Here is a 16,974-nt window from a genome sequence, read left to right as displayed (position 1 = left end):
TTCTTCTTTTTCTTTATTTTATCATTTCTCTCACTGTCTTTTCATCCAATTCGTTAAATCCAGTACTATTTTGCGATTGATTGCAGGTGGAAAATAATGCGTATATTGGTCGAAATACCAGCACTCTACCTTCTTCCCTAACTCCTGTAGCCTTCGTTCCAATCGTATGGCGTGCTCAACTGAGACATTGCTGTCTTTCTTTCCATGAATAATTAATATTGGTGAAGTCAGTTGTTCTAGACTGTATAGAGGTGTCCTTTCACGGTATCGCTCAGGCACCTTATTAGGGGTTCCACCAATTACCCTCTTCATCATCCTTCTCATATCTTCTCTCTCCCAGTAGGTAAGTTCCATATCTGAAACTCCTCCCCAAGTTACGATAGAAACCGCTTCGGGAAATTCAACTGCTGTTTGCAATGCCATGACCCCTCCTCGTGAGAAGCCAAAAATATGTATTCGGGTCTTTTTCACCCTAGGGTGCTGCCTTAATAAGTTAAACCCATTAAATGCGTCATATCGGTCTTCACCTGCAAAATCTTCATTTCCTTCGCCCCCTTGATTTCCTCGATAGTGAGGAGCAAATACAATAAATCCCTCTGAGGCAAACTGAGCAATTCTCGCAGGACGAACCTTGCCAACATTTTTTATGCCTCCACGTAAATAAAGGAATCCATCATAATTACCTTCCTCTACTGGTTCTGCCAGGAGACCTTTTACTTTAAGCCCTAAAGAAAGATAAGTAACGGAAAAAAGTTTAACTTTAGGATTAGGTGAGGGGAAAGCTTGTTTTTCTAAAATACACGTGTCATTCATTCGATTTACCTCCCCTAGTTGATATAGGCATTCACACATTTTTTTTTCCTTCATACGATATGTTAAACCTTCACCTAGATAATTACACCTATTTTAAGGAGGATCTCATAATGAAAAAATGGTGGAAAACCGGACTTAGTTTATTTGTAATGTTTATTATGCTATTTGCTGTTTCAGCTTGTGGCAAGGATGAAGTAAAAACCATCAAGGTTGCTGAAGTTACACGTTCTATCTTCTATGCACCTGAGTATGTTGCCCTGGAAAAAGGATTTTTTGAAGAAGAAGGTTTAAAAGTGGAATTGACAACCACTTGGGGCGGAGACAAGACCATGACAACTCTTTTATCTGACGGTGCTGACATCGCTTTAGTTGGGTCTGAAACATCCATTTATGTGTATGCACAAGGCTCAGACGACCCAGTCATTAATTTTGCGCAGCTTACACAAACAGATGGTACTTTCTTAGTATCTAGGGAAAAAATCGAGAATTTTAGTTGGGATATGTTAAAAGACAGTACCTTCTTGGGTCAAAGGAAGGGTGGCATGCCTCAGATGGTTGGAGAATTTGTGTTGAAGAAGCATGGCATTGATCCTCAGAATGATTTAACCCTGATTCAAAACGTTGATTTCGCTAATATCCCGAACGCATTTGCTTCTGGAACTGGCGACTTTGTTCAATTATTCGAACCTACCGCAAGTGTTTTTGAAAAAGAAGGAAAAGGGCATATTGTTGCTTCTTTCGGTACAGAATCTGGCCATGTCCCTTATACGACATTCATGGCTAAAGACAGCTATATGAAGGAAAACGAAGAATCTATTGAAAAATTCACTCGTGCAATCAAGAAAGCACAGGATTGGGTAGCCAACAATAGCGCTGAGGATATCGCTATGGTCATTCAACCGTATTTTGAAGATACAGAATTAGACCTGATTGCGACTGTGGTAGACCGATACAAGAGCCAGGGCTCTTATGCTACTGATCCTATCCTGGATGAAAAAGAATGGCAAAACCTTCACGACATTATGGATGAGGCTGGAGAGCTTCCGCAGGCGGTAGACCATGATGTTTTAGTTAACACTAGCATAGCTGAAAAAGTTTCCAATGAATAAGGAGGGACATCCAAATGAGCTTCCTCAAGTTACAGCATATTCATCACACTTACTTTACAAAAGATAATGCCACGACAGCCTTGAGAGATGTTTCTTTGGATATTGAGGAAGGGGAGTTCATCTCCTTCCTCGGCCCAAGTGGCTGCGGTAAAACAACATTGCTTTCCATTATCGCTGGACTATTATCACCTACCATAGGATCAGTCTATTTAGCGGGGCAACCGTTGACGCAAACTAAAGATTCATCTATAGGTTATATGCTACAGCAGGATTACCTGTTTCCATGGAAGACCATCAAGGAAAATATATTGCTTGGCTTAAAATTACAAAAAAAAGATGATGTATCCACGACCATCCAAACTCTGCAGCTGCTCCATGAAATCGGATTACAAAATGTAGAAGATCAATTCCCGAAACAGTTATCAGGTGGAATGAGGCAGCGTGTCGCACTGGTTAGAACCTTGGCAACAAATCCTAAGCTTCTTCTTTTGGATGAGCCATTTTCAGCTCTGGACTATCAAACAAAACTGAAACTTGAAGACCTAGTTTCATCCATACTTAAAAATTTTCAAAAAACCGCAATCCTCGTAACTCATGATATTGGAGAAGCCATTTGCATGAGTGATCGTGTCGTACTTCTTGCTGCCAACCCTGGAAGAATTCATCAAATTTTCACGATCCCTGATGACCTTAGAAACCTATCGCCATTTCAAGCAAGAAACCATTCACTATTCCCTTCCCTATTTCAGAAGGTATGGAAGGAGTTTGAAAAACTTGAACAGTACACAACAAAGTCTTAAGGAGTTACACCACTCATATAAGCGTTCACTTATTATTGAAAAAAGGTGGATTCGTTTTTATCAAGTTCTTATTTTTATCACGTTTTTTGTAAGTTGGGAGTTTTCAAGCCGTCTCAAAGTCATAAATCCGCTTATATTCAGCTCACCCACAAAGGTTTGGAATCTTTTTATACAAAAGCTTGGTGACGGAACATTACTCACAAATTTAGGGATTACAGTCTTTGAAACGGTGCTTGGGTTTATACTTGGAACCCTGCTTGGAACAGTTCTAGCAGCCATTCTCTGGTGGTCACCATTTTTATCTAGAGTACTTGATCCGTACCTAGTAATACTGAACGCAATGCCTAAAGTTGCTCTGGGTCCTATCCTGATTGTCGCGCTTGGAACAGGGTTTACATCCATCATTGCAATGGGAGCCATCATCTCTGTCATCATTACCACTATTGTCGTCTATACAGCCTTTAAAGAGGTAGATCCTAACTATATAAAGGTACTCCAAACATTTGGAGCCTCACGTCAGCAATGCTTCAAGGAAGCAATCCTGCCCGCTTCCTTTCCGACGATTATTTCAACCTTGAAAGTGAATGTCGGATTATCCTGGGTAGGAGTTATAGTCGGAGAGTTTCTCGTTTCAGCAAAAGGATTAGGGTATATGATCATTTATGGTTTCCAAGTCTTCAATTTTACTTTAGTATTACTATCCTTATTGCTTATAGCGTTATGTGCAACCATTATGTATCAGCTGGTTGAATTGCTCGAAAAGAAGTTAATCAGAGAATAAGATCCAGAAAATGATGATCTGCAAATGTAAAAGACCGATTGATACCAGCCTGAAATCTTTTAATAAAGGATTTCTGCAAGTAAAAATCGGTCTTATATTCGTTAGAGGGTTAATTGTTGAACTATCTTGAGACTTTGTAGGATAACTTGGTCTTTCATGATAAAACTGAATTGGTCGTCATGAAAAGTCTCTGGCAGCTCATCTAATAAAAAATAACCGTCCGTTTCAAGAAATTGCTCCAAAGGGTAGATATAACTTAATGTAGCAAAATATACAGTCTTTACGAAGCTGCCTTGGTCTGAATCTACTTTATAATTCCCTATATAAGTGAGTTTTTCTATCTCAGCACCGGTTTCTTCTCTAACTTCTCTAATCGCTGCTTGTTGTAGTGTTTCACCCTTTTCCAACTTCCCACCAGGAAATTCAAGCCCTCTTTCCTTGTGCCTGGTTAGAAGCCATTTCCCCTTCCATTTACAAATGACTAAAACATGCATGGAAGGTTCATTAAAATATTGACCATCAGTGGTAAATGTGACTGTGAATCCTTTTTTATCGAGGAATGTATGTACCATTTCTTCCCCTCCCATAGTCATCATACCATGATGGCCAAACAAATCAATTCTTTAAAATTCCCATGCTTTCAATATGTTTTTTTGCTGTATCATCACCAAGTCTGTGAATCATCTCGTACACTTTGTGAAGTGTTTTATCATATGCATCATTTTCACGGTCAAAGTGATATTGAATATATGGAACATGGGCACGATAAAAATTCTCCTGTTCATTCGCATAATTTTTGTCAAAGTACTCACGCAACTGTGTAATTTCATCATCTGACGCTTCAATTTTAAAATTCCATGGGCTGCTTTCTGGATCCTGAGTAATCAGACCATCTCCAACCCCAATATAATACGTTCTCTTTCCATGATTCAAGGTTCATCTTCCCTTCCTTTCTATTTCCCTTATTTTCTCAAAGATGTTACACAATCATTCATTTTTATGTTGCAAATAAAATGTAAAGAATTTTCAGTCAATTTAAAGAATATAGATTAAAAAAATGATAGTAGGGTATAACAAAATAGACATGATTATACATACCGTTATCATCTAATATTTTTTGATTTATACCAACAACATCGGCCATACCCCATTACATATGCTGACCCAATTACATGAAGGAGCAGGTGAATAATGTGAAATTGATTGACGAATTATTCGAGATGTATCGGACAAAATTAACCGGGGATGAAGAGGACATCGATATCCTTGCTTTTGCGGTATTAGAACAATTAGATCGAAATGAAATTATAGCCATGATTAAAGAGCTAGATGAACAGGAAATAAAGGATTTGATGGGGCTTTATTTAATTGAAACTTTAAAAGGCAAATTTGCAAAAGAGGATATGACACATTCAAAGCATTACCCTTATAACGTACAAAGGAATTTTCATTAGAAAATTAGAATTAAATTGTACAAAAAATTGAAGGCTTTGGTAGCTCCAAACCTTAGCGTAGGCGCTTGTTTAGTTGCACTCAAGTACTATCTATCTCTACTTGCAACCTTTTGGTTATTTCTATGCGATATAAGAAATCAGGGTTTAAAATAAACCGTAGCCATCATTCGGAAGGCTACGGTTTATTTCATGCTTTCACATCAATTTTCCCACCCGCCACAGGGTGAGGAGCGTGAACTGTACTGTGTTGAGACTGTTGAAAATCATTTAGCATCACTGCAGCTTGTGCAACTTGGGTAGTGAGAGAACTTTGAAGGATATTCATATTCAAAGTGTGTCTCAAATCCGCTAATTGTCGATTCATCATTGAACTTATTTCCATGAGTAACATTCCTTTCAGAAATGCGTAGAGCGCCCGATTAATACCATATGACCTAGAGGTGGACAAGAAAACCCCAAGGTCGCGTCATACCTGCACTAGCACGTCCTGTGCGTTGGAGCTAGATACTGATTTAACTGAGTAAAAAACAAGAGCCTCCCCATTAATATCGGAAGGCACTAACAAAGATTCAATATTATTTACCCAAGTATGCCTTTAGCATCCAATTATGCTTCTCCAGGCTTGTCTGCATTTCGCCAAACATGTCTGCAGTGGCATGATCTCCAGCTTCTTCAGCGAATTCAATTCCTTCTTTCAGTTCTTTCACAACTGTATTAAAATCGCTAATAATCGTTTCAACCATTTTTTCAGTCGATTCTCTTCCCGTTGCTTCTTCTAGAGTCGTCAACTCCATATATTGCTTAATGGTTGCTGCAGGTTTTTCCCCGAGAGCAAGCAATCTTTCAGCTACCTCATCGTAATAAGTCGATATTTCAACATATAACTCTTCCAATTTTTTATGAAGCTCGAAAAAATGAGGTCCATTCACGAACCAATGATAATGGTGCAATTTTGTGTAAAGTAAATTAAAGTTAGCAATTTCCTTATTAGCTACATCGACCATTTTCTTCTGAGACATATCATATCCTCCTTACTATTCCTACACTGTTCATTTTCCCCATAAAACAAGTTATAAACCAAGATATAAATTGCCATTGGTATTATTGTCACTGACGAGGAAATACGTTTCTGATACAATAGACAGGAAAGGACGTGTTCATTGATGATGTATATATTGGTAATTGCCATCATAATAATTTTTATCGTACTGATCCTTAGTGTTTTAACCACTTCAAAGGCATATGATTTCAAACATACTGTAGATCCTATAAAGGATAACCCACATTTACAACGTGAAGATGAAAATGAACAAAAAAATACGAAATAAAAAGGAGCAGCCGATTGCCGCTCCTTTTTATTGTTACTGGATAGTAATTACGCAAACACTTGATGTAACTCTTCTTTAGAATGTTGCAACCAATATTTCATTAACTTCTTAGCGCCTTCAAGATCGTGAAGTTTCGCTTGCCCACACTGTTTTTCATTAGCAGCTGGAATGTCAGTAATTTCAACAGACTCCTTTAAAGTATCTTCAAGAACGTCAATGATTTCTGTTACAGTAGGTTCTCCGCTAACAACTAGGTAGAAACCTGTTTGGCATCCCATTGGAGAAATGTCGATGATATCGAAATGATCGTATTTTTCGGAATGCTTTCGAATATTAAATGCAAGCAAGTGCTCTAATGTATGAATTGAATCAGGCTTCATAGCCTGTTTATTTGGCTGGCAGAAACGAATGTCGAATTTGTTAACAACGCCGTCACTTCCTACTTTATGAACACCACAGTGACGTACATATGGAGCTTTTACAGCATTATGATCTAATTCAAAACTTTCAACTGATGGCATAATATCCACTCCTCCTAAAAAACATCTAGGTCTATCATATACCTAATTCCGATTTTTTTCATCAACTTAGTATCATTTTATTCTATAAATTTTTGTAAGTGCTTCACAATCATGGAAAAAGATAGCCTACTCTTGGCTCTATATATAGTCACTATATACTTTGTTTATGTCTTAAATAATTGCTAATGCTTTGGCCACACTGTAACATAGGGTTGGATATATACTCTTCAATAATCTAAAGGAACTTCTATATGAAAAATTTATTAATTGGATTCATTAGATTTTACCAAATTGTCATTTCTCCCCTGAAACCACCAACGTGTCGATTTTATCCGACTTGTTCACACTACGGTCTAGAAGCAATCAAACGGTTTGGTCCATTAAAAGGTGGATGGTTGACGGTTAAGAGAATCGCTAAATGCCATCCATTGCATCCAGGTGGGATCGACCCTGTACCTGAAAAAAGTGAAGTACTAAAATCGAAAGAAATGAGATAAATTAATTTAGAAACACTTGCATCGGTACCTTTTTTGAGGTACTATACTCAAGTATAAATCGTAATCATTTCGTTTAATAACAAGGAGTACTATACTATGAAAAAAATTCTATTATCTTTTTTCCTTCTTTTAGCAGCGTTTTTAACAGGCTGCAATGCCGAAAAACCAAATAATTCATCCGATAATGAGGATAAAATTAAAGTTTATACTACCGTATTTCCACTGGAAGATTTCACAAAAAAAATTGGTGGAGACTATGTGGATGTAAATTCAGTCTATCCACCAGGATCAGATGAGCATACATTTGAGCCTTCACAAAAAGATGTGATTAAGATGGCTGAATCTAATCTATTCCTCTATATCGGACATAACTTAGAAGGATTTGTAGATCAATCAAAAGATATTCTTGAAAAAGAACAAGTAAGAACAGTGGCAGTTGGTGAAACAATAGAAATCGAGCAAACTCATCATGATGAAGAATCCTCAGAAGACCATATGCATGAAGAGAACAGCACTGAAGAACATCATGATGAACATGACCACGGCGATGTAGATCCTCATCTATGGTTAGATCCTATCTATAGCATCGGGATGGCTGAAACTATCAAGAATGAATTGGTAAAGCTTAAGCCTGATCAAAAAGTCTATTTTGAAAAAAATTACGACTTATTAAAAAAAGATTTAGAGGAATTAAACCAACAATTCGAAGAAACAGCTACTAATGGGAAAACGAATAAATTCATTGTTTCTCATGCTGCATACGGCTATTGGGAGAAACGGTACGGTCTTGACCAAATTAGTATTTCAGGATTGTCATCATCAAGCGAGCCTTCCCAAAAACAATTAAAAGAAATCATTGAAATAGCAAAGAGCAATAATATAAACTATGTACTTTTTGAACAAAATATTAACTCGAAGCTTGCCGATATTGTCAAAAAAGAAATTGGAGCTAAGCCACTTACTTTGCATAATCTTTCTGTACTAACTGAAAATGATGTTAAAAACAAAGAAGATTATTTTTCCTTAATGAAACATAATCTTGAAACATTGAAAAAGGCTTTGAACTGAATACAGCTTACTAAAGACACTTATTCTGAGTGTCTTTTCATTTTTTATTTACCTATGACCTAATAAAAAAACAAAACTAATACTTATTAGAAAACTACCTGACAGGCGATTTTTAGATGAAGACAATGGGGTAGTTATACGGATACTGTATTCCAAATGTTTACAAGACGAGGGAATTCCTACTATGTCGCAATCAAATTATCAAAATAAGGGAACCACATAAAGGAATGAAGAATACTTATTTCAGATGTTTAAAGAAGAGCTTGCAAATATGAATGCAGTCACTTTTCCAATATGTGTAGATCCGTTCACTATCCTTTGGAATTATGAGTTCGGTACGCTAGACCATTTGCCATCCGAAATAGATAGTATTATTGGAGATAAAGCTAGAGGGTTGGGGTTAATTGAATAATTGTTCAAACGCTTAAAGAGGCATGCACATTGCTTGCCTCCTAATTCCATCCTAATATTCTTCTTGCAAGCCATATTTCAGGCGCAAAAATTCAAGCTCTTCTTCTGCAATTGCAGTTATTTCCTTTATTACATACCATGGTACTTTACGAAGCAACAAGATTTCGGCTATTAAATAAGGCTTTTTGTGAATTCTCATATATAACCACCTGAAGTATGATTTTTCTGAAATTTCTATCTTTATCATATTATAACTGAAATCATGAAAATAAAATATCATCATATGCCTAATTTTATTAGAAAATTTTTCAATTGCAAATCAGCGGCACAAAAGGTAATAGGTAATTTCCCCATTTAAAAAGCAGTAAAGTCTGCAATCCCTTTACTGCTCATCTATATACTTCACTTTTAGTACCCATTAATCTAAGGGCTTCTTCGTCAATTTCAAAACCTATACCAGGAGAGTTGGACAACTTAATTGTACCATTTTGAACTTTAATTCCAGGCATGATAATATCTCTTTCCCAATAATGAGTTGAGGACGAAAAATCACCTGGTAATGTAAAGTTTGGTAAAGAAGCCAATGCCAAATTAAACGCTTTTGAAATCCCAAATTCAATCATCCCTCCGCACCATACAGGAACTGAATGATCCTGGCAGAGATTATGAATTTTAATTGCTTCGCTTAAGCCGCCTACTCTTCCTAGCTTTATGCTTAAAATGTCACAGCTTTGCATATATAAAGCGGATTTTGCCATGGAAAAGCTAGTAATACTTTCATCGAGGCAAATAGGTGTATTGATTTGTTTTCGTAAAGTTGCATGGTCAACAATATCTTCATGGGAAAATGGTTGCTCAATCATCATCAGGTTAAATAAATCTAGTTTCCTCATCTGCTCCATATCGTTTATGTCGTATGAGGAATTCGCGTCCACCATAATTGGTAAATCCCGATATACAGTCCTGATTCCAGCTAACAACTCTTCATCATGGCTAGGATGGATTTTTATTTTATATCTTTTATAACCTTGATCATAAACCTTCTCGATAGAGGAAAGAGCATCTTGTAAAGAGGTTGAAGCTATGACTACTCCCGCTTCTACTTCTTGTTTCGTTCCCCCAATCAAGCGGTAGAGAGGTTGGTTGTTCATTTTGGCATACAAGTCCCAAATGGCACATTCAAGGCCGGCCTTTGCCATCCGATTCCCCCTGATTGGGGCAAGAAGACCTTCCAAATCATTAGGGTGATTAATGGTTTTTTGAAGAATAGCAGGAATCAAAAAGTCTCTCAATGCATGTAAACACGTCTTGATTGTTTCCTCCGTATACCACGGGCTTGAAAAAGCTACCACTTCACCATATCCTTTACAACCATCAATCTCTACAAGTTCAAGAATGATCGCTTCACGCTCTTTAACTACTTCAAGATGGGTAGAAAAAGGCTTATTTAAGGGGGACCGAATGACATGAACATGAATTTCCTTAATGTTCATTCAGAATGCCTCCCCTCATTGATCAAGTTTGAAAGATTCCTTCTCACTAGCTTATTGGATGCGTTTCGCGGCAGTTCTTTTACAAAGTAAAATGTTTTGGGGACTTTATACGCCGCCAGCAACCTTCTACAATATAATTCTAACTCCTCCGAAGAGACATCCATACCTTCGTGTAACACGACAAAACCGACTGGGGACTGACCCCACACCTCATCTTCAAATCCTGTAACACCTGCTTCATAAATGGCTTCATGTTGCATGAGGACATTTTCTATTTCGGCAGGGTAGATATTTTCACCGCCTGAAATGATCAAGTCAGACCTCCGATCAAGAACATATAAAAAACCATCCGAATCTAAATATCCTATATCACCAGTGAAAAACCAACCTTCTTTCATAGACCGTAAGTAGGCTTCTTCGTTATATAAATATCCCTTTGTCACATTCGGTCCCTTTACCGCTATTTCACCAGGAGCTCCTTTAAAAGCCTCACCCTGATCATCCATAATTTTAATGGAACATGGAAATAGTGGTTTCCCAGCAGATCCTAGCTTGCTTAAACTATACTCTGGGGATAGAGTGACGATTTGAGATGAAGTTTCTGTCATTCCATAAGTCTGGTATACCGGAATCCCCTTCTGTTTACATGATTCTAGAATATTCAAAGGAGCTGGTCCTCCACCAAGCAGCATGCAACGAAATGAAGAAGGATATGTTTCTTTCCCCAATCCAAGCAACATTCTGTTTAGCATTGATGTAACGACTGAAGCAATTGTTACTCCCTGTTGATTTATTGCTTCGTTCGCTTTCTCCTCAAGGAAACGCTCATGTAAAATGACCTTCATTCCATAGAAAAGACTCCGGAACAAGATGGATAGTCCACTAATATGAAAGATTGGCACGGTACACAGCCAGCAATCCTCTTCACGTAACCCTAGGTTCAGTACAGAACCAACAGCACTCCACCAATGATTACCGAACGATTGCATGACCCCTTTTGGCTTTCCTGTTGTTCCAGAAGTATACATGATGGTAGCTGTTCGATTCATTTCATACTCTTCCAATATAGGGGCTTCTATTTCATCCACCATTTTGGCTTGTGCCATAATCATATCTATCATTATGGGATTAAAAGCCTGTGCCTTATCAATGAATAAGCGATCACTAAATAGAAAATCTGATTTCGAATCTTGGATCTGATAGTCCAATTCCGCTTCCAAAAGTTTATTATTTAACATCACAATTTCTGTCCCCAGCTGCAATAGAGCATGAAACACATACACAGCGTCGATGTGATTTCGGACTAATAATGATACCCGACTTTCCCTTCCTACCCCCAACTTATGTAGAACTGTAGCCACTTTCTGAGTACACTTAAATAATTCTTGAAAACTGACTTCTTCTTTTTCGAAAGAAATGGCGATTCTATTTGGTGAAAGATCTGCCCTTTTTTTCAACCAATTGGGCATTGTTTCTAAATATTGCACGATGACCCATCCTTTACTCATAATGTAGAGCAAAATTGCCTTTGCTTCTTTGGTTTGTAAATAGCAAAACAGCCTGACAAGAAATCTCGTCAAGCTGTGCATTCACAAATCATATCATCAAGGGAATCTTGGGAATTGACCAAAATCAGGCTTACGTTTTTCTTTAAATGCATCTCTACCTTCTTTTGCTTCATCCGTTGTGTAATAAAGAAGCGTTGCATCTCCTGCAAACTGTTGGATACCTGCAAGTCCATCCGTGTCTGCATTGAAAGCTGCTTTCAAGAAACGTAGAGCTGTTGGGCTCTTTTCAAGGATTTCCTCACACCATTTTACCGTTTCTGCTTCAAGCTGCTCTAATGGTACGACGGTATTAACCAATCCCATATCAAGAGCTTCTTGCGCATTATATTGACGGCATAGGAACCAAATTTCACGAGCCTTTTTATGGCCAACGATACGTGCTAGATAGCCAGAACCGTACCCTGCATCAAAGCTACCCACTTTAGGGCCAGTTTGACCAAATACTGCATTGTCAGCAGCAATCGTTAAGTCACAAACGATATGTAGGACATGACCACCACCGATAGCATATCCTGCAACCATTGCGATTACTGGTTTAGGAATGACACGAATTAGACGTTGAAGGTCCAATACGTTTAGACGTGGAATTTGGTCTTCTCCAACGTATCCACCATGACCACGAACTGACTGGTCACCACCAGAACAGAAGGCTCTTCCACCTGCTCCTGCCAATACGATAACCCCAACATTTGCATCGTCTCGTGCATAAGCAAATGCATCAATCAATTCCATGACTGTCTTTGGACGAAAAGCATTATGTACCTCTGGTCGATTGATCGTAATTTTGGCAATACCATTGTATGTCTCATACAAAATATCTTCATAAGTACGTTCTGAAACCCATTCAAAATTCATGTTATTTTACCTCCTTCAATTTTCGACAAAAACCCACTTACTATTTTACCAAACTTTTCAGGTAGTTCCACATGAATTGCATGCCCTGCTCCTAAAATATTGTCCCATTGTACATCTTTAATATGCGAACACATTAATTCAGCAATTCGGACAAACTTTTCATCAAGCTCTCCTGTCAATAACAATACCGGTATTTTCAACTGTGATAGATGGTCCCACCATGAGGGCTGTACCCCAGTCCCCATGCCTCTTAAGCTATTGGAAAGACCGACGATAGTATTATTCATACGTTGCCTTCGAATATGATTTTGTGTTTCCAGAGGTAACGATTTCAAGGATTTGAATAAAGGGATGTTTTCCCAAAAATCAATAAAGGCTTCCAATCCCTGATCCTCCAATTTTTTTGCCAACCCTTCATCTGCAACCCGTCTATTCAGCCTTTCCTCTATTGTACTTAATCCAGGAGAGGCACTTTCCAGTACCAGAGAGGAAACATAGCCCTGATAAAGATGGGCAAAAGAAAGGGCCAATCTTCCACCCATTGAGTATCCAACAAGATGTACCTTTTCGATAGAAAGGCTATCTAAGATCGCAACAATGTCTCTACACACACTTTCCATGGTGTACCGTTCTGAATAATCAGGTGATCCAGTCAATCCATGTCCAATAATATCAATTGATATGGTTTGATAATCCTTACTTAATACGTTGACAAGATGGTCCCATGTATGGAGATCTCCTGTGAAACCATGGAGCAAAAGGACACTAGAACTAGAACTAGACCCATGTACCTCAACATTATATTCGACATGATTACTGAGGAATTTCATTATGGTCATTTCCTCGTGACATATTAATTTCCCGGGCAACAATTTCCCACAATTCTCGATGCTTTGTGACATTTTCTTCCCGCTCTGTGTTTACTTCGATCACTCTTAAGCCTTTTTGCTCGAATGCTTGTCTAAAACGTGCTTCGAAATCATCCCACGATTCAGCTCTATGATATTTCCCTCCATACATTTCAATCGCATGAGAAAAATCCATACCATGTGGGGTTCCGAACAGTTGTTCAAAATAGTCTTTCTCACTAGATTGTGGTAGGAAAGAGAAGATGCCCCCTCCATCATTATTCACAATCACAATGATGAGGTCCTGGCCGTTCATTTTTGCTGATAGCAAGCCATTCATATCATGGAAAAAGCTTAAATCCCCTAATAATAATACTGTATCATTATTTACCGAACTAACTCCAAGCGCAGTCGATACAAGACCATCTATCCCATTAGCACCACGATTGGCATAAATTTGAATGGTTTTATCGTGGTTATGGAAAAACGTATCGACATCACGAATTGGCATACTGTTACCCACAAATAAGGTTGATTGATCAGGCATGATTTCTTGCATTACTGTAACGAGTTTCCCTTCATTTAATGAATCATCATCCCGTATGGAATCAAGGCCTGATTTGGTTATAACGTTTAGGTCTTTCCATTTATTAAGCCATTCAAATTCAGTAGGACCATTGATTTCTTTATTGATTCCCTTACAGAATAAAGCATTATCACAGTATAAGATATGGGTTGCTACACCGGTGGGTTCTCGCCATCCAGAACCTGCATCCACAACTATATGCTGGGCATGAGTCTGCTTCTTCAGGAATTGGGTTAAAGATTTCGAGATGGGCATTGCGCCAAATCGGATGATGACATCTGGTACTAATTCTTCTGCTATATCTGGAAAGCGAAGAAATGTGTCATAGGTATCTACAACATTGGCCTTACTATGATAACCACTTCTAAGTTGTGATAGGGGATCAGCTAGGATAGGATATCCTAATTTTTCAGAAAGGCCACATATTTCTTCCGTAAAAGCTTTTTCTATGTAACCGCATACAATAACACCCTTTTGCTTTTTTCGAAACAATGAAGATAGTTTCTTATACTCCATTTCTTCTAACTGCTTATTCCCATTCCTTACTGTTACCGACATCTCATTCCAATGAGTGCCATATTGGAACAGCTTTGGATCATCTAAATATGGCACTAATGGCTCTCTTAAAGGGAAATTCAAGTGAACGGGTCCAGCAGGGGCTTGAATTGCAGTAGCAGCTGCACGTGCACTAACCGTACGTGCATATCGAACAATCTCTTCACTCTTTTCTGGCAAAGCCATCTCTGAAAACCACTTTACATGCTTACCGTATAGATGGATTTGGTCAATGGCTTGTGGGGCGCCTACATCCCTAAGTTCATGAGGTCGATCTGCGGTTAATACTATAAGTGGGACTCTCGAATAAGAAGCTTCGATAATCGCAGGATAATAATTTGCCGCAGCCGTTCCTGACGTACATAATAAAGCAACTGGCTCTCCCAACGCTTTAGCTAAGCCTAAAGCAAAGAACCCCGCTGATCGCTCGTCCACATTTACGTGTATCTTTATCCCGGGGTGCATAGCTAACAATAAGGCTAAAGGGGTTGAACGTGAACCCGGACTTACTACCGCGTGCTTCACGTTCACTTTAGTCAATTCATCTATAAAAGCTGATGCATATGCCGTTAAGGCTTCACGATATTCCATGAGAGATCCCTCCTAATGCATGTAACATCGGTTTAAATTTTATGGTTGTTTCATTATATTCTAAGGTAGGATCAGAATCTTCAACTATGCCACAGCCTGCAAATAAAGACACTTCTTTTCCTTGGATTAGCCCTGATCGAATAGCTACAGCAAATTCACCGTTACCATAGGCATCGGTCCATCCAATCGGTGAGGCATAGAAACCTCTTTCTAATGGTTCATGCTCTCTAATCCACTCTACAGCCTTTTCTTTTGGCAAACCACCAAGGGCTGGTGTAGGATGGAGGTTTTTCACCACTTTGAAAATGGAAAGGTCATCCTCACAATTTGCAATGACAGGAGTAAATAAATGTTGAATATGCTTGACTTTCATAAGCGTTGGCATTTCTGGGACGTTTACTTCTGAACTATACTTCTGTAGAGCCTCTTCGATCGTCTCTACAACAAACTGATGCTCCATCCGATTTTTGTGGTCTGAAAGTAACTCTTTTCCAAGCATTTCATCTTCCTCTTCCGACTTCCCACGTCTTATGGATCCAGCTAAACATGTTGAGAGAAGGGTGGTTCCTTGTTTTTTAATAAGTCTTTCAGGAGAAGCACCTACAAAGCAATCACTGCCTGATTCTAATGAAAAAATAAAACTAGTAGGTTGATCAGTTTTTAAATTTCTAAGAACGGCTTCAGAGGAAACTTTATCTTGAAATAAAAGCCTAGCTTCACGAGCCAATACCACCTTGTCCATTTTGCCTTCTTTAATATCATGGATAGCCGTCCCTACTTTTTCTAACCAAATATCAGTAGCGATTTCTTCCAATCCGTTACATACAGAATTAGAGTAATGTGTAGCTTTATTTAAGTCCTCTTGCAGGATTTCTTGAATAGACACTAACAGCTTCTGCGTTTCGTCACCTGGCTCGCATAAAAGATTGAGTGTAAGATATGTCTCATCCTTCATTTTAGTCAACATTCTTTTTGGAATGAAAAATAAAGAATCTCCAAATTGATCCCACATCATATGACCCTTCACTGTTTCATCAAAAGAAAAGCCACCGAACAAAAGAGGACCAGTAGCTAGCTTTGTATCTTCAGAAATGATGACTGCTCTCTGAATGATTTCTTGCCATTGTTGATGGATTTGTTCATAACGTTGCAGACCATTGGAAGAAGAGATTTTTTCTAATCTTCCTAATCCGGCAATTTCCAACTCTCCATCAGGCTCTTGCCAATAGAATCGTTCTCCTACAAATTGCTCTCTTCCACTTATATAAAAAGAAAGGGGGCTTAACGGCTGCATTTTTTTCACATAGCTAAACAAAACCAAATTTTTACTATCATTGGCTTTATTCACTGCAGTTTGCAGTCCGTCAAGGAGTTCTGTTCCATGCAATGTAGTCAATTTAATCCCCCCGTTTCCTTAGAATTTCCGCTATTAAACCTATTTAAAGATACACCTCATATTCCAGTTGTGTCAACAATTCAAGCCTGATTCAACAGGGTTTGGGCCTAGTTTTTTCCTTATTATTATAAAAATTCATTACCTCTATCCATATACTCCTCTTATAAATCATCAAACTAAATTAAGAAGGCACTGTGGAAATATATTCTATAGATGCATGTAAAAAGTCGTTGACACTCTTCACGCTCTTTTCTACACTTAAATTGTTATATTTTGTTCACAAATTAACAATCCATTATA

At 38.2% G+C, this 16,974-nt stretch carries 21 protein-coding genes; 8 read left to right on the top strand and 13 right to left on the bottom strand.

The annotated features are described in order from the left end of the window. Positions 1-30 precede the first annotated feature (30 nt). Positions 31-813: an alpha/beta hydrolase family protein gene (locus G3O09_RS08975; RefSeq protein ID WP_163101149.1), complete on the bottom strand. Its 783-nt coding sequence runs from the start codon at positions 811-813 to the stop codon at positions 31-33. Positions 814-923: 110 nt separating this feature from the next. Here G3O09_RS08975 and G3O09_RS08970 point away from each other — a divergent pair, with 110 nt between their 5' ends. Genes G3O09_RS08970 through G3O09_RS08960 form a run of 3 tightly spaced genes read left to right on the top strand, consistent with a single transcriptional unit; the run spans position 924 to position 3,503 of the window. Next, positions 924-1,922 (top strand): ABC transporter substrate-binding protein, encoded by a 999-nt coding sequence (locus G3O09_RS08970; protein ID WP_163101148.1) that lies wholly within the window; start codon positions 924-926, stop codon positions 1,920-1,922. A 14-nt stretch (positions 1,923-1,936) separates the two neighbouring features. Continuing rightward, positions 1,937-2,722, top strand: a complete 786-nt coding sequence (locus G3O09_RS08965; RefSeq protein ID WP_163101147.1) for an ABC transporter ATP-binding protein — start codon at positions 1,937-1,939, stop codon at positions 2,720-2,722. Further along, a complete protein-coding gene (locus G3O09_RS08960) occupies positions 2,697-3,503 on the top strand; it encodes an ABC transporter permease (protein ID WP_240338391.1) in 807 nt (268 codons plus the stop codon). Before G3O09_RS08965 ends, G3O09_RS08960 begins: the two co-directional genes overlap by 26 nt. Positions 3,504-3,604: 101 nt before the next feature. On the opposite strand, the gene ytkD is transcribed toward G3O09_RS08960, so the two are convergent. Next, the gene (gene ytkD, locus G3O09_RS08955) at positions 3,605-4,075 is read right to left on the bottom strand and encodes an RNA deprotection pyrophosphohydrolase (protein ID WP_163101145.1); all 471 of its coding nucleotides are present in this window, start codon (positions 4,073-4,075) and stop codon (positions 3,605-3,607) included. 43 nt (positions 4,076-4,118) lie between these two features. Beyond that, complete coding sequence (locus G3O09_RS08950; protein ID WP_163101144.1) at positions 4,119-4,436, bottom strand: hydrolase; 318 nt, start codon at positions 4,434-4,436, stop codon at positions 4,119-4,121. Between the two features lie 260 nt (positions 4,437-4,696). Between G3O09_RS08950 and G3O09_RS08945 the strand changes: the two genes are divergently transcribed. Beyond that, entirely contained in the window at positions 4,697-4,957 is a 261-nt protein-coding gene (locus tag G3O09_RS08945; protein WP_163101143.1) for a DUF6154 family protein, read from the top strand. A 187-nt stretch (positions 4,958-5,144) separates the two neighbouring features. On the opposite strand, the gene G3O09_RS08940 is transcribed toward G3O09_RS08945, so the two are convergent. Further along, the gene (locus tag G3O09_RS08940) at positions 5,145-5,339 is read right to left on the bottom strand and encodes a polyribonucleotide nucleotidyltransferase (RefSeq protein WP_163101142.1); all 195 of its coding nucleotides are present in this window, start codon (positions 5,337-5,339) and stop codon (positions 5,145-5,147) included. 193 nt (positions 5,340-5,532) lie between these two features. Further along, positions 5,533-5,976, bottom strand: a complete 444-nt coding sequence (locus tag G3O09_RS08935; RefSeq protein WP_163101141.1) for a Dps family protein — start codon at positions 5,974-5,976, stop codon at positions 5,533-5,535. A gap of 144 nt (positions 5,977-6,120) precedes the next feature. Here G3O09_RS08935 and ytzI point away from each other — a divergent pair, with 144 nt between their 5' ends. Beyond that, the gene (gene ytzI / locus G3O09_RS08930; RefSeq protein ID WP_163101140.1) at positions 6,121-6,285 is read left to right on the top strand and encodes a YtzI protein; all 165 of its coding nucleotides are present in this window, start codon (positions 6,121-6,123) and stop codon (positions 6,283-6,285) included. Between the two features lie 47 nt (positions 6,286-6,332). Here the strand turns inward: ytzI and G3O09_RS08925 are convergent, their stop codons facing one another. Then, positions 6,333-6,806, bottom strand: coding sequence for an S-ribosylhomocysteine lyase (locus tag G3O09_RS08925; RefSeq protein WP_163101139.1), 474 nt, complete (start codon positions 6,804-6,806; stop codon positions 6,333-6,335). 251 nt (positions 6,807-7,057) lie between these two features. On the opposite strand from G3O09_RS08925, the gene yidD reads away from it, so the two are divergent. From yidD to G3O09_RS08910, 3 genes are all read left to right on the top strand, one after another. Further along, positions 7,058-7,303 carry a membrane protein insertion efficiency factor YidD gene (gene yidD, locus G3O09_RS08920; protein ID WP_163101138.1) on the top strand — a complete coding sequence of 82 codons (246 nt, stop codon included), beginning with the start codon at positions 7,058-7,060 and terminating at the stop codon, positions 7,301-7,303. 96 nt (positions 7,304-7,399) lie between these two features. Further along, positions 7,400-8,371 (top strand): metal ABC transporter solute-binding protein, Zn/Mn family, encoded by a 972-nt coding sequence (locus G3O09_RS08915; protein WP_163101137.1) that lies wholly within the window; start codon positions 7,400-7,402, stop codon positions 8,369-8,371. A gap of 271 nt (positions 8,372-8,642) precedes the next feature. Next, positions 8,643-8,783 carry a hypothetical protein gene (locus tag G3O09_RS08910; protein WP_163101124.1) on the top strand — a complete coding sequence of 47 codons (141 nt, stop codon included), beginning with the start codon at positions 8,643-8,645 and terminating at the stop codon, positions 8,781-8,783. Between the two features lie 51 nt (positions 8,784-8,834). On the opposite strand, the gene G3O09_RS08905 is transcribed toward G3O09_RS08910, so the two are convergent. The 7 genes from G3O09_RS08905 to G3O09_RS08875 all read right to left on the bottom strand — a co-directional run bounded on the left by G3O09_RS08905 (position 8,835) and on the right by G3O09_RS08875 (position 16,674). After that, positions 8,835-8,981: a hypothetical protein gene (locus G3O09_RS08905; protein WP_163101136.1), complete on the bottom strand. Its 147-nt coding sequence runs from the start codon at positions 8,979-8,981 to the stop codon at positions 8,835-8,837. Between the two features lie 190 nt (positions 8,982-9,171). Then, positions 9,172-10,275, bottom strand: coding sequence for an o-succinylbenzoate synthase (gene menC, locus G3O09_RS08900; protein ID WP_163101135.1), 1,104 nt, complete (start codon positions 10,273-10,275; stop codon positions 9,172-9,174). Beyond that, positions 10,272-11,762, bottom strand: a complete 1,491-nt coding sequence (locus G3O09_RS08895; protein ID WP_338048408.1) for an o-succinylbenzoate--CoA ligase — start codon at positions 11,760-11,762, stop codon at positions 10,272-10,274. Before G3O09_RS08895 ends, menC begins: the two co-directional genes overlap by 4 nt. A gap of 117 nt (positions 11,763-11,879) precedes the next feature. After that, positions 11,880-12,698 (bottom strand): 1,4-dihydroxy-2-naphthoyl-CoA synthase, encoded by an 819-nt coding sequence (menB, locus tag G3O09_RS08890; RefSeq protein ID WP_163101134.1) that lies wholly within the window; start codon positions 12,696-12,698, stop codon positions 11,880-11,882. After that, a complete protein-coding gene (menH, locus tag G3O09_RS08885; protein WP_163101133.1) occupies positions 12,695-13,528 on the bottom strand; it encodes a 2-succinyl-6-hydroxy-2,4-cyclohexadiene-1-carboxylate synthase in 834 nt (277 codons plus the stop codon). Before menH ends, menB begins: the two co-directional genes overlap by 4 nt. Next, positions 13,512-15,278 (bottom strand): 2-succinyl-5-enolpyruvyl-6-hydroxy-3-cyclohexene-1-carboxylic-acid synthase, encoded by a 1,767-nt coding sequence (menD, locus tag G3O09_RS08880; RefSeq protein WP_163101132.1) that lies wholly within the window; start codon positions 15,276-15,278, stop codon positions 13,512-13,514. The genes menH and menD overlap by 17 nt, the downstream gene beginning before the upstream one ends. Continuing rightward, positions 15,265-16,674: an isochorismate synthase gene (locus G3O09_RS08875; protein WP_240338390.1), complete on the bottom strand. Its 1,410-nt coding sequence runs from the start codon at positions 16,672-16,674 to the stop codon at positions 15,265-15,267. Before G3O09_RS08875 ends, menD begins: the two co-directional genes overlap by 14 nt. Positions 16,675-16,974 lie beyond the last annotated feature (300 nt).

The sequence above is a fragment of the Peribacillus alkalitolerans genome (assembly GCF_010882125.1).
In the GTDB taxonomy this organism is placed as follows: domain Bacteria; phylum Bacillota; class Bacilli; order Bacillales; family DSM-1321; genus Bacillus_BN; species Bacillus_BN alkalitolerans.
Note: the sequence above shows the minus strand (reverse complement) of the source record. Positions and strands in the feature narration are given on the sequence as shown.

Bases quoted from the DNA above. Each gene is read 5' to 3' on its own strand.
- G3O09_RS08940 (WP_163101142.1), bottom strand. From the start codon at position 5,339: ATGGAAATAAGTTCAATGATGAATCGACAATTAGCGGATTTGAGACAC.
- G3O09_RS08910 (WP_163101124.1), top strand. From the start codon at position 8,643: ATGAATGCAGTCACTTTTCCAATATGTGTAGATCCGTTCACTATCCTT.
- menH (WP_163101133.1), bottom strand. From the start codon at position 13,528: ATGAAATTCCTCAGTAATCATGTCGAATATAATGTTGAGGTACATGGG.
- yidD (WP_163101138.1), top strand. From the start codon at position 7,058: ATGAAAAATTTATTAATTGGATTCATTAGATTTTACCAAATTGTCATT.
- G3O09_RS08925 (WP_163101139.1), bottom strand. From the start codon at position 6,806: ATGCCATCAGTTGAAAGTTTTGAATTAGATCATAATGCTGTAAAAGCT.
- G3O09_RS08965 (WP_163101147.1), top strand. From the start codon at position 1,937: ATGAGCTTCCTCAAGTTACAGCATATTCATCACACTTACTTTACAAAA.
- menB (WP_163101134.1), bottom strand. From the start codon at position 12,698: ATGAATTTTGAATGGGTTTCAGAACGTACTTATGAAGATATTTTGTAT.
- ytkD (WP_163101145.1), bottom strand. From the start codon at position 4,075: ATGGTACATACATTCCTCGATAAAAAAGGATTCACAGTCACATTTACC.
- G3O09_RS08970 (WP_163101148.1), top strand. From the start codon at position 924: ATGAAAAAATGGTGGAAAACCGGACTTAGTTTATTTGTAATGTTTATT.
- menC (WP_163101135.1), bottom strand. From the start codon at position 10,275: ATGAACATTAAGGAAATTCATGTTCATGTCATTCGGTCCCCCTTAAAT.
- G3O09_RS08915 (WP_163101137.1), top strand. From the start codon at position 7,400: ATGAAAAAAATTCTATTATCTTTTTTCCTTCTTTTAGCAGCGTTTTTA.
- G3O09_RS08935 (WP_163101141.1), bottom strand. From the start codon at position 5,976: ATGTCTCAGAAGAAAATGGTCGATGTAGCTAATAAGGAAATTGCTAAC.
- ytzI (WP_163101140.1), top strand. From the start codon at position 6,121: ATGATGTATATATTGGTAATTGCCATCATAATAATTTTTATCGTACTG.
- G3O09_RS08905 (WP_163101136.1), bottom strand. From the start codon at position 8,981: ATGAGAATTCACAAAAAGCCTTATTTAATAGCCGAAATCTTGTTGCTT.
- menD (WP_163101132.1), bottom strand. From the start codon at position 15,278: ATGGAATATCGTGAAGCCTTAACGGCATATGCATCAGCTTTTATAGAT.
- G3O09_RS08975 (WP_163101149.1), bottom strand. From the start codon at position 813: ATGAATGACACGTGTATTTTAGAAAAACAAGCTTTCCCCTCACCTAAT.